The sequence below is a fragment of the Scytonema millei VB511283 genome, from assembly GCF_000817735.3.
In the GTDB taxonomy this organism is placed as follows: Bacteria; Cyanobacteriota; Cyanobacteriia; order Cyanobacteriales; family Chroococcidiopsidaceae; genus Chroococcidiopsis; species Chroococcidiopsis millei_B.
On the sequence record NZ_JTJC03000002.1, the window covers coordinates 626,401 to 638,480 of the forward strand.

A 12,080-nucleotide genomic window follows, 5' to 3' on the forward strand; every position below is an offset into this window, starting at 1 on the left:
AATGCCGCTTGTACTCCAAAGATTAGCTGAGATTCTGCGCTATATTATAGGCTTGGTGAGACTTTTGACCAAGCAAGAAGTCAGGAGTCAGGAGCCAGGAGTCAGAATAACTAAATAAAAACTGAAATCTCGCGCCTTCAGAGTTACAAGGAAAAAGCCAAGTCTACTGACTCCTAACTCCTTCGATCGATTTTGACTTTTAACTTTTGACTTTTGACTTTTGATTTTGCCATGACATACTTTCGCCACAACATCGAGCAAATGTCAGGCTACGTACCTGGAGAACAGATCGTTGGCGCGAATATTATCAAGATTAACTCGAATGAGAATCCTTACCCGCCCTCACCTTTGGTATTGGAAGCATTACGTAACTTAGATGGAGAATTATTACGGCGCTATCCAGAACCAATGGCTGGACGTTTTCGCACTGCTGTTAGTGCTGCTTTAGATCTCCCTTCCGACTGGATTATTGTCGGTAACGGTAGTGACGAACTGCTTGGTGTGATTACCCGCGCTTGTACCTCACCGCAACGGCAAATTGTTTGTCCGATGCCGACCTATGTTTTATATCGTACCTTGGCACAGATTCAGGATGCTGAATTTGTCGAAATTCCCTATGACAACAATTACAATCTGCCGCTAGAAGAACTCATCGCGGCAAATGGAGCTGTGACATTTATTGCTTCACCCCACAGTCCATCTGGTACAGTCGTGTCACTGGATATACTCGACAAGTTGGCAGCACAACTACACGGTGTTTTAGTCATTGACGAGGCTTATGTTGACTTTGCCACAGAAAATGCTTTGGAACTGGCTAAAAAACACGATAATGTCATCATTTTAAGAACGCTTTCTAAGGGCTATTCTTTAGCAGGAATTAGACTGGGCTTTGCTGTAGCTAATCCTACTTTAATTGCCGGATTAATGAAGGTGAAAGATAGTTACAACGTTGATGCGATCGCCTGTATTGTAGGGGTAGCTGCACTTCAAGACCAAGCACACAAAAATGCTAATGCCGAGAAAATTAAAACGTCGCGGGTAAAGTTAGCTAGTGAATTGCAAAAACTCAACTTCGATCTTTATCCATCGCAAGCCAACTTTCTTTTAGCGCGATCGCCTCATGGCAATGCCGAATATCTTTACCACAGTTTGAAAACACGAGGTATATTAGTCCGATATTTTCCCCAGCCGCGCCTAGAAGACAAACTTCGCATTACTGTTGGTACAGACGAGCAAAACGCTCAACTTGTCAAGGCTCTGGCTGAGATTTTGTGAAGAATGTAGGAGCAGGTTTTAACTAAAAATTGTCATACCAATTCTATTTGTTTGTGCATAGACTCGATCCCCCCTAGCCCCCCTTATGAAGGGGGGTTGGCGGGATCTTCTGCGGCGTAGTCACAAAGAACTGGTATCAGTAAAATCTGTTCTCAAATCCTCATCGCGTGCCTAAAAATCTCGTTGTTGTCCACCAATGATTTAAGGGATAGTAAATAACTGGAGCCCAAAGGCTACTGATTACGGCTGAAATTAACGCAATTTGTTGGTGATGTTGCCACACCTCAGCTAATTTCTCTAATGGCAAACCAAATGTATATGTTGTTGCCTCACCCAGAAAACCAAATTGTAGAGTGGCGATCGTTTCTACCATAATCGTCATGGCAAAGACAATCAGAGCCACAGAAATAAAATCTTCCTGAAGATAGCGCTGCTTTTGCAACCGTGCCGTCAGAATTCCCACCATCATTAAACCAAAAACGTGAGTGGGATTATGGGCAGTCATGCCATCTTGAATCAGTCCTAAAGTAATACCTGCGATCGCTCCTTGTAAAACCGAGCGTTTAATACTCCAAGTAACTACCCAGATCAGCAGCCAGTTAGGAGCAATACCAAGTAAAACTGTTCCTGGCAAGCGCATCGGTAGTAAGAGCAGACACAAACTCGCCGAGCCAACAATCGCTACCCCATTAACAAACTGTCGCCAACCAGGAGACTTTTGCCACAGATATCGCAAAGATTTAAGTCCCTGCATAAAAAGAAGAGGAGATTTTTTAAAATTTCAATTTTCAGAGCCTCGATCTTAAAGCAGCAAACGAAAATCGTAATTCAGACTTTGTAAATCGTAATTTTTATGTTTAGATCGAGCAGGACGCACGACTAGCCATGCGCCCTACTTGCTAATGACTTTTAGAATAAACAACTACCCACTCTAGATGGGGAATGGGAGCGGAAAAGGAGACAATAGCTTCGGGAGCGGGGCTTTTATTCAAGTCGATGGATTCAATCTTGCCTACGGGTAGTCCGGCGGGATAAATTTGGCTGTAGGTAGAAGTGACGATCGCATCGCCGCGTTTCACGTCAGGCACTTTATCAAAAAACTGCATCACGGCTTGACTTTCTGATAACCCGCGTAAAAATCCCGTATGACGGCTGCGACTGACTGTCACCCCTAGCTGACTAGTGCGATCGCTAATTAACAGTACGCGGCTGGTACTGGGAGTGACGCTACTAATCTTACCCACCAATCCCCCAGGAGCAGTGACAATATCTCCGACTTTAATTCCCGTACTCGTACCGCGTCCCAAAGTTATTTGTTGCCACCATTGATCGGCACTACGTCCGATGACTGGAGCGACAATAGCTTGTTCTAAACTATTAGCAGACTCATAACTAAGTAGTTTTTTCAACTGCTGGTTTTGGCTTTTGAGTTCTGCTAACTGAGCTTGCAGCTCTTGATTTTGAGCATCACTTAAACGCTCTGCTTGCACGGAAACCGAGCGATGAAATGGGTGAGTGATGAGCTGATAAATTTCAAAAATCAGTGCTGCTTGGGTCTGCCTGACAGTCCAAGCAGTACCAAGGGCAACAACGCATAGTAAGATCGGTAGGGCGCGTTTCTCCCACCACTGACGACGTTCGATATACATAGGTTTTAGTAGTTAGCAGTCAACTCGATGGGCTGACTTAATAGGCTTTTAGGTTTAGATAACAGAGAGATATGCAATTTCGTTGACGGTTGACAGTTAACCGTTAACCGTCAACTGTTAACGCTAGCCGCGCCGAGAGCGATCGCTAAAGACTCGCTCCATTTGCTTAAATTTTTCCAATGCCAATCCCGTTCCTAAGACAACGCAGTGCATTGGCTCGGCTGCTACGTGGGTGACGATACCAGTCTCATGACTAATTAGCGTATCTAGTCCTTTTAACTTCGCGCCTCCACCCGCAAGCATAATACCTCGATCTACAATGTCGGCTGCAAGTTCTGGTGGTGTCCGTTCCAGCGTCCGCTTGAGTGCTTCCACAATCACAGACAGCGGTTCTGACATACTTTCGCGAATTTCTGGTTCTTTAATTGTGACGCTGCGCGGCAAACCAGAAAGCAGATGCAATCCCCTGACTTCCATCATATTATCTTCGTCATCGCGGGAGGGATAGGCAGAGCCAATCCGCAGCTTAATTTCTTCCGCCGTGCGTTCGCCGATGACTAGGTTGTAAATTTTCCGCATATACTGCATGATGGCTTCATTCAGCTCATCCCCTGCAATCCGTACCGATTCGCTCAGTACCGTACCGTAAAGGCTGAGAACGGCGATTTCTGTTGTTCCACCCCCAACATCTACGATCATGCTGCCGATAGGTTCGGCAACAGGCAAACCCGCGCCGATTGCTGCTGCTAGTGGTTCATCAATCAAATAAACTTCTCTCGCACCTGCTTGAGATGCTGCATCCATTAATGCTCTGCGTTCTACCCCCGTAACTCCGCTGGGAATACCAATCACGACGCGGGGAGAGACAACCCTGCCTTCATGAACTTTTTGCATGAAATGCTTCAGCATCATTTCAGCGGCATCGAAGTCAGCAATGACTCCATCCCGTAGCGGACGAATTACCGAGACGTTCACGGGCTTGGTAGGCGTTCTACCAAGCATTTTTCTAGCTTCTTCTCCCACGGCAATCGATGATTTATCGCTTAAATCCAGCGCGATCGCCGAAGGTTCTTGCAGTACAATTCCTTTGCCAGAAACATAAATCAAGGTATTTGCAGTACCGAGATCGATACCCATATCTCTAGACAACGACAAACGGTTAAACAGACCAAACATACCCACGCTTCTCACTCCCCCGTAAAAGCAAGATATAGTTTTTACACATCAGTAGAGTATTAGTAACTAGATCGGAATTCTCTTACCCCTCTAATTCGAGTTTAGTCGAGCCAACTAATTCTCGGTCAGGCTTAGTTGCAATTCTTAGACTGGCTGACAAAAACACCCCTTCAGTTAAGAAAAGTTAACGCTTGTCCAACTAAATTCCCAAGGGTAATTTCACGGAATCTTTATACAAATTTAAGCCATTTTTTGCTTACTTTAAGTAATTCCACAGTTGTCAGTTATCAGTTATCAGTTATCAGTTATCAGTTACCGAAAAGCCAAGTTTCAATAGTTAGAAATTAGGCGGTCGGTATTAACACTTAATAGATTTGTGAAGAAACAAGTAAATGATTTACAGAAAGTAAATACATAAGTATTTTAATTTATAAAACAGTCGCTAGTACTTGACCAATGACCAATGACCAATGACAAATATACTTGCCAGTATAGGTACGGAATGAGCTACGATTGTGGTTATAGATTTCGAGTACAATTGTACTAAATTTGAGCGATATGAGTCTTAACGTTGTTACTCTCGTCGGTCGTGTTGGTGGCGACCCCGATATTAAGTATTTTGAGTCTGGTAGTGTCAAGTGCCGCATGACGCTAGCTGTAAGAAGACCTTCCAAAAATAGCGATGAACCAGACTGGTTCACGCTAGAAATTTGGGGTAAAACAGCGCAAACAGCCAAAGATTACGTTCGCAAGGGAAGCCTAATTGGAATTAAGGGTTCCTTAAAGTTTGACACCTGGGACGATCGCAACACGGGTACACCGCGCTCAACACCAATCATTCTGGTGGACAAAATGGATCTTTTAGGATCTAAACGCGATAACGAAGGTGGCGGCTATAGCGGTTACAGTAGCGATGATAATTTTTGACCAAATTTACGCATGTGTAGGGGCGCACAGCTGTGCGCCCCTACGATTCATCTGTGCGCCCCTACGATTCATCGCGCCCCTATATTATCGATCAATAACCAATTTGCAGCGTCACAGAAGCCTCTATTTGCTGTTCTCCACCAACTACAGGAGTCGCAGCAGCTTTATCAGCAAAAGCTGCTTCTCTTGCCATTAAAGGCATGGGAGGCTGTGGCGGGTTGGCGCTGTCGATCTGAATGCTGACAATTTCCTTTTGGCTGAAATTGAGGCTGCTAAAAACAGCACTCGCTTGCTGCTGAGCATCTTTTGTTGCTGCTTGCAGGGCTTGTTGTCTCGCTTTAGCGATCGCCTCATCTGTAGCAGTAAAACTCACCCCTTCGATCCGAGTTGCTCCAGTTTTGACGGCAGCATCAATGATATTACCAGCTTGTGACGTTGGGACGCGGAAACTGACTGTATTTGTGGCAGAATAACCCGTAAGCCGTTGCTCGTTGTTGGCGTAATTATAAAGAGGGTTTAAATAAATTCCCGTAGTTTCTAGTTTTTCTACATTACGCGATTTCAATAAGTCCACAACTGCTGAAGATCGCCGCGCTGCTTCTTGCTGCACTTGTTGGGCTGTTTTGCCTTGTACTTCCACTCCCAAACGTACCTGAGCTAGGGTAGTGGGGATAGATTCTACCCCTCTACCCGTGACAGTGAGAGTTTTATAACTTCGATCCATTTTTTCTGGAACTGTTTGCGCCCATACGGGAGAAATATAGCTGAGAGTTGCGATCGAGGCGATCGCAAGTAGCTGGGGAGTCAGAGATGGAAAAATAGCATTACGTTTGGTTAGAAACTTGTTTTCAGAAATTCGCGAGCGTTGCATAGATTAAATTTGCCTCACACGTAGCCGTGCTGAATTAGAAAGCATGGAGAAATAATTTGTTCCTAATCTGGCATCGAAGTCATTCAAATTCTGGATGCGTTACAGTTTCGGCAACAAATAGATTCACTTAGATTCGCCCAACTGACAACTTACAACTTCTCTCCATTCCCCTTTCTCAGGGGAAGAATAACTGTCACTTCAGTTCCCTGCCCTACTTCGCTTTCTAAGCTAATTTCTCCACCGTGTAGGTCGATGCAAGCTTTGGCGATCGCCAGTCCTAAACCCGTGCCTGGAATGGTATCGACGTTGCTACCCCGACTGAAGGATTTAAATAGGTTGGCTCGATCTGCTGCGGGAATGCCAATACCTTCATCCTTGACAGAAAAGATTATTTGTGCATCGGTTGCTTTGAGGTCTACCTTGATACAACCACCTTGAGGAGAATATTTAATGGCATTGGAAATTAAGTTGCTAAAGGTTTGCCGTAATAGTCGTCGATCGCCCCAAAAATTTTGCAGATCTCCTGTAGCTTGAAAGATCGAATGGTGGCGATCGCTAGCTAGCTGTTTTTGCTCTGCGAGCGATTCCGAGCATAATTGCTTCAGATCGAGTAGCATCGGCTGAAGCTGCATCTTGCCCGACTCCGATTGATTGACGCTCAGCAGATCGTCAACCAGTTTTGCCATGTGCCGAGCTTTGTCTTCAATCAGTTGCAGAAACCGTTGCTGCTGCTTTTGGTGTAGTAAAGTGCTATTCTGCTTCAGGGTTGATGCTGATGCTAGGATGGCAGCTAGAGGCGTGCGATATTCGTGGGAAACAGTGGCAATAATTTGGGATTTCAACGCATTGAGTTGTTTTTCTGCTGCTAATGCGGCTTGAGTCTGCGATAGAAGCTCTGCTTGCTGGATCGCGATCGCTAGCTGTACTGCCAGTTGTTGTAAGATTTCTACCTCATCCGGTTGCCATTGCCACTCGCTAGTACTGTGGTGAGCAATTAGTAAACCCCAAGGTTGCGGGTTTGTGTAATTGTAACTGAGCTGAATCGGTACGACTAAACTGGCTGGTGACTGAAACTTTTCTGGCAGGCGATCGCAAATTTCGCTCCAATTTGCCTCGTAGCCGCTACCAATTTGGGGGTACTCCCGAATAAAGTTACCTATTTCTAATTCGCAGCTAGACTTTGCCGAATCGGCTACAATTTGGCTGCCTTGGGTGGGAATGAACTGGCAAACCATGACGCGATCGCATCTGAGCAGTTGGTGTACCTCTACCACTGCTGTATGTAAAATTTGCTCTACATTGAGCGACTGACGAATCCGCAACGCCGTAGTTGTAATCAAACGCTGTCGCTCTCGCGTTTTGTATAACTCGGTATGCAAGTACGATTGATTCAGGGCGTTACGCACCGCTAGCTGCAACACATCTGGCTTCAAATATTGCTTGACAAGATAATCTCGCACGCCTTGTTTCATGGCTTGCACGGCGATCCCTTCGTTGCCTTGCCCCGTCAGCATAATCACCGCTGTCGGAGCTGCCAATTCTAGCTCTAACTTTTCCAAAAAATCTAACCCGCTCATATCTGGCAGGTAAAAATCGAGCAAAATCAAATCGCAGTATTTTTCTTGATATATTGCTAGTCCGTCTTTAGCTGAGTCAGCTTCTAGAATTTGGTAAGACTGGCGTGGATCTTTCAACAGATACCGACGATAAATTTTCCGATCTTCTGGACAGTCATCAACGATGAGTAGCGTCTGAGCGTTCGGCATATTCGGCGATCGGGAGAGCAATAACTCTCCTGAAGTTATATGTGTGCGTTCTTATAGAATTTTAAATAAAAATCAACTAAATATAAATAAAATATTAAAACTTTACTTTTTGGTCATTGGTCATTGGTTGATGGTTGATGGTTGATGGTTGTTATTCTCCCTTGTCCCCCTTGTCCCCGTTCCCTGTTAACTGATAACTGTTAACTGATAACTGACGGTGGCGTGTTGGCTTCGAGCCAGTATTCTACAAATGCTTGAACGGTTTTCTCTAACTCGCTAGAGTCCATTGGTTTGATTAAATAACCGTTTGCGCCTCTTTGATAGCACAATTCAACATCTTTAGGATTAGCAGATGTAGTAAATACGACTATAGGAATTTCTTTGAAACTTATGTCTTGCTTCAGGCGCTCTAAGACATCGCGTCCGTCAATTCCTGGTAAGTTCAAATCGAGCAGGATAACTGAAGGTCTTGGCGCTATAGCGGGGCTTTGATAATCTCCCGCCTGATACAGAAAGTCTAACACCTCATCCCCAGTCGTACAGCGATAAATGGGATTCTGCACAGTCATCCGCCGCATTAGCCGTTGTAGCATTTTAAAATCTTCATTACTATCTTCAGCTACCAGCAACGGTTGATTCGGTCTAGTTGTCATCCGTTCTTATAAAAACCACACGTTTTGTTACATAAGTTAATTATTTCAAGGAGTTTCACTAAGCATAAATACTTTTAGAAAGATTTAATTATTGTAGGGAGAAATAAAATGTCGCTCCTGCTCCAGGGACAGATTCAACCCAGATCTTCCCACCGTGCAACTCTACAATCTTTTTGACGATCGCTAACCCCGCTCCGGTTCCCCCGCCGTATTTTTCCTGCGAGTGCAGCCGTTTGAAGAGTTTGAAAATGGTTTCGTGGTGATGGGCTTGAATGCCAATGCCGTTATCTCGGACGTAAAAGATTGTCGGTTCACCGGATCGCTCCCAATCGCCAATTTCTACCCAAGGATCTGCTTTATCGTTATATTTCAGGGCGTTACTCATTAAATTGCTGAAAACTTCGCTGACAAGAACTGGATCGCACTCGATTGTTGGTAAACAACGGGGAATGCGAATGCTCATTTGCGCGTCTGGACGACTGGCAAATAAAACTGCGATCGCTTGTTGCAATAACTCGTTTAGATTGGTAGCTTGTAAATTTAGTTGAGCTTTTCCTAGTAACGAGAGCCGCAGCAGAGCGTCAATCAGCGTTTCCATGCGCTGAGACAAACTCTTAATCGTTTGCAAGCAATCAACTCCGTCTAGATCCAGCAACGCCGCATAATCTTCTAGCAGAATGGTGGAGTAGTTGTAAATCCCCCGTAAAGGCTCTTTCAAATCGTGAGATGCAGCATAAGCAAAAGCAGCTAATTCGCGGTTGCTGCGCTCTAGTTCTTGGTTAATTTGGGCTAACTCTTCTGCCTTGCGTAGCACGACTCCCACGATCGCAGTTTTTAAATCGTTGGCGCTATCGAGTTCGTAAGATTGCCAAGGCAATGACTTTAATTTAACTGTTTCCTGCCATCGTTCAAATGAATGGCGGGGTGACAGCCTTATACTCCCATTTTCTAGCTGAAACGACGAGTTTGGATCGCCTGCCCAAGTCACAGTTTGGATAACTTCGGGACGAAACCACAGGATGTAGTAGCAGCGAATCTTGGAAATTCGCAGTAACAGCAAGCCGCTGGCTGTAGCTTTAAATTCTACAGATGGGGGATAAATTTGTGGTAAAAAATCGGTAGCAAACAAGTTATCGCTTACCTGAGTATCTGCCCAGTCTATTAGCGATCGCACTTCTTCTAAGCTAGGTGTAGCTCCGACTAAAGAAATTTCATTTCCCAGACAAACCGCTGCTCCCGTGGCGTTGGTGAGGCTCAACAGACGCGGTGCGGGTTGGATTAAAGCTTCAACAATATTACTCGCTTGGGAAATCGATTCGATTAGCTCGGATTGTAGCGATTTGAGCTTAACGCGATCGCTCAATTCCTGTTGACGAATTTTATTGGCTAACTCCAGCGAAGCCAACTGTCCCAAAAACTTGCAAGCAATCCGCACCTCAGAAGTAAGGTATTTAGGCGTATAGTGATGGCAGGCAATCAAGCCCCAAAGTTGCTGTTCCTGCATCAGGGCGATTACCAAGAGTGCTGCTACTCCCATATTGCGATGGTATTCTACGCAACAAGCATCCACACTCCTGAGAATTGACAAACTTAAGTCTACAGGTTGCTGGTTAAGCGTGACTAGATCTACAGATGGAGCAGAGATATTGGGAATAAATCGCAGCCAACAGCGAGCGTATAATTCTCTGGCTGGCTGAGGTATATCTGTAGCAGGGTAGTGTAACCCTAAATAGGGCGATAAATCGGCGCGTTTGGTTTCGGCAACAACGCAACCCGCACCAGTAGGATCGAATTGATAAACCATGACGCGATCGAATCCAGTCAGTTTTCTGACTTCCTCAGCAACTAATTGCAAAAATTCTGGCAAGCTAGACGTGCTTTGAATTTGAGACATTATACCCGCGATCGCTGCGTGAAAGCTGAAAAAACTAGTTTCGTGGGGCGAGTCGATTGGTTCTAGCTCTACAATTGCTTCATCTGCCGTACGATAGGCGATCGCGTCGAAATAACGTTTGCCTCGATCTGTTGAAATTGACAGCTTGAGGGGATTCCTGGTATTTTCTCCTGTTAACTGCTGCGCGATCGCGATCGCTTGTTGCGGATCTATTAAATAACTTAGAGGCTGACCGAGTAAATCTTGGGGTTGCAGCCCCAAATATGTATTGATATTACTGCTAACTTGCAATACCTTTAATTCTGGTTCTTCCAGTACCAATAGCATTCCGTGTGGCTGGATTGAGCCAGGAGCGTGAATCGGTTTTTCGTGGTTCGTCAGATTCACAACTTGCTCAGTTATCAGTTATCAGTTATCAGTTGTCAGTGTAAAGACGTAATCTGTATTGTCTCTACAAAGCTTTTGAGGCAACAGTTGCAACTTCGTCATGCAGTAGATTTGAGACTGCTAACACTCGGGTAGTGCGCCTATCATTATATTGTTAAGTTTTATCAAATATCAATAATAAGAGCTAAGAGCCATCGGGAGATCCACTCATCTAAAGGAACTGCCGAAGAGAAGAGAGCAACTACTAACTACCAATTACCACTGCTGACTACTCACTCATGACAAATGACCTTTTTCAGTACCTCATTCTGGGAGTGACATATATTAGTTTAGGACTGGGATACTTCCCTGGCTTGCGGATGAATCGCGCGACGATCGCTTTTGTGGGGGCGGCTTGTCTAGTTGGTATTGGTAGTATAAGTCTTCAAGAGGCGTGGGAGGCGATCGACGCAGGAACGATTGTTTTTCTGCTCAGCATTACGATCGTCAATGCCTACCTTACTAGCGCAGGATTTTTTCAACTTGCTTTGAATATTCTACTACGTTATACTCGCAGTCCTTTTGGATTACTGACTGCTTTAACAATTGTCAGTGGATTTTTATCAGCTTTATTTCTTAATGATACGATTGCTCTAATATTTACGCCTTTAACTCTTGGTCTAACTCTAGCTTTAAAATTAAATCCGATTCCCTATCTTTTAGCCTTAGCTGGAGCTACAGATATTGGCTCTGTTGCAACTTTAAATGGCAATCCTCAAAATATTTTAATTGCTTCTTTTTCAGAAGTTAGTTATTTAGAATTTACCCGAGCTTTAGCTCCCGTTGCTGTAGTAGGATTGCTCGTACAATTAGGCTGGTTATGGTGGCTGTATCCCGAAATTCGCTCTTTTAAACCTACTCTCAATCCTATTCATATCAGGCGGAAGCGTATACTGAAACCCGTTCTATATAAAAGTTTAATTATTACTGGAGGCATGTTAACAGCATTTTTACTTGGCGTTCCCCTTACAGAAGCAGCTTTGGTGGCGGCTGGATTGCTTTTAATTACTCGTAGGTTAAAACCAGAACGGATCTTACCAGCGGTAGAATGGGATTTATTATTGATGTTTTCCGGCTTATTTGTTTTGACGTATGGGGTGAAGAATTTAAATTTTCTGCAAAATTTTACAGCACTAGTAGGGGGTGATTTAGGTTTACTAGGCATGACAGTAGTGCTTTCTAACTTAATATCTAATGTTCCAGCAGTATTGTTGTTACAACCATTAATTCCTCAAAATAGTAACCAAGAATGGTTGTTACTGGCAGCTGGTTCAACTTTAGCTGGAAATATGACGCTTTTAGGTTCGGTGGCAAATATGATTGTGGCTGAAGCTGCGGCAAAACAAGGTTATCGCCTCAGTTTTTGGGAACATTTGCGCTTTGGCTTGCCTTTGACTTTAGTAACATTAGGAATTGCTTATTTTTGGCTACAGAAATTATAGC

The 12,080-nt window shown here is 44.3% G+C and carries 10 protein-coding genes; 3 read left to right on the forward strand and 7 right to left on the reverse strand.

What is annotated here, in order from left to right:
* Nucleotides 1–231 precede the first annotated feature (231 nt).
* Nucleotides 232–1,275, forward strand: a complete 1,044-nt coding sequence (hisC, locus tag QH73_RS10615) for a histidinol-phosphate transaminase (RefSeq protein ID WP_039716455.1) — start codon at nt 232–234, stop codon at nt 1,273–1,275.
* 160 nt (nt 1,276–1,435) lie between these two features.
* Here the strand turns inward: hisC and mreD are convergent, their stop codons facing one another.
* The 3 genes from mreD to QH73_RS10630 form a co-directional block, all read right to left on the reverse strand.
* Nucleotides 1,436–2,011, reverse strand: a complete 576-nt coding sequence (mreD, locus tag QH73_RS10620; RefSeq protein WP_236146961.1) for a rod shape-determining protein MreD — start codon at nt 2,009–2,011, stop codon at nt 1,436–1,438.
* 163 nt (nt 2,012–2,174) lie between these two features.
* The gene (mreC, locus tag QH73_RS10625) at nt 2,175–2,924 is read right to left on the reverse strand and encodes a rod shape-determining protein MreC (RefSeq protein ID WP_039716453.1); all 750 of its coding nucleotides are present in this window, start codon (nt 2,922–2,924) and stop codon (nt 2,175–2,177) included.
* A gap of 123 nt (nt 2,925–3,047) precedes the next feature.
* Entirely contained in the window at nt 3,048–4,061 is a 1,014-nt protein-coding gene (locus tag QH73_RS10630) for a rod shape-determining protein (protein ID WP_039716452.1), read from the reverse strand.
* 597 nt (nt 4,062–4,658) lie between these two features.
* On the opposite strand from QH73_RS10630, the gene QH73_RS10635 reads away from it, so the two are divergent.
* Entirely contained in the window at nt 4,659–5,027 is a 369-nt protein-coding gene (locus QH73_RS10635; RefSeq protein ID WP_039716451.1) for a single-stranded DNA-binding protein, read from the forward strand.
* 91 nt (nt 5,028–5,118) lie between these two features.
* On the opposite strand, the gene QH73_RS10640 is transcribed toward QH73_RS10635, so the two are convergent.
* The 4 genes from QH73_RS10640 to QH73_RS10655 all read right to left on the reverse strand — a co-directional run bounded on the left by QH73_RS10640 (nt 5,119) and on the right by QH73_RS10655 (nt 10,598).
* Nucleotides 5,119–5,898, reverse strand: a complete 780-nt coding sequence (locus QH73_RS10640; RefSeq protein WP_039716450.1) for an SIMPL domain-containing protein — start codon at nt 5,896–5,898, stop codon at nt 5,119–5,121.
* Nucleotides 5,899–6,047: 149 nt separating this feature from the next.
* The gene (locus QH73_RS10645; RefSeq protein WP_039716449.1) at nt 6,048–7,664 is read right to left on the reverse strand and encodes a hybrid sensor histidine kinase/response regulator; all 1,617 of its coding nucleotides are present in this window, start codon (nt 7,662–7,664) and stop codon (nt 6,048–6,050) included.
* Between the two features lie 200 nt (nt 7,665–7,864).
* Nucleotides 7,865–8,317 carry a response regulator gene (locus QH73_RS10650; RefSeq protein ID WP_039716448.1) on the reverse strand — a complete coding sequence of 151 codons (453 nt, stop codon included), beginning with the start codon at nt 8,315–8,317 and terminating at the stop codon, nt 7,865–7,867.
* Nucleotides 8,318–8,405: 88 nt separating this feature from the next.
* Nucleotides 8,406–10,598 carry an ATP-binding protein gene (locus QH73_RS10655; RefSeq protein WP_039716447.1) on the reverse strand — a complete coding sequence of 731 codons (2,193 nt, stop codon included), beginning with the start codon at nt 10,596–10,598 and terminating at the stop codon, nt 8,406–8,408.
* A gap of 278 nt (nt 10,599–10,876) precedes the next feature.
* Here QH73_RS10655 and QH73_RS10660 point away from each other — a divergent pair, with 278 nt between their 5' ends.
* The gene (locus tag QH73_RS10660) at nt 10,877–12,079 is read left to right on the forward strand and encodes an anion transporter (protein ID WP_039716446.1); all 1,203 of its coding nucleotides are present in this window, start codon (nt 10,877–10,879) and stop codon (nt 12,077–12,079) included.
* Nucleotide 12,080: the final 1 nt, after the last annotated feature.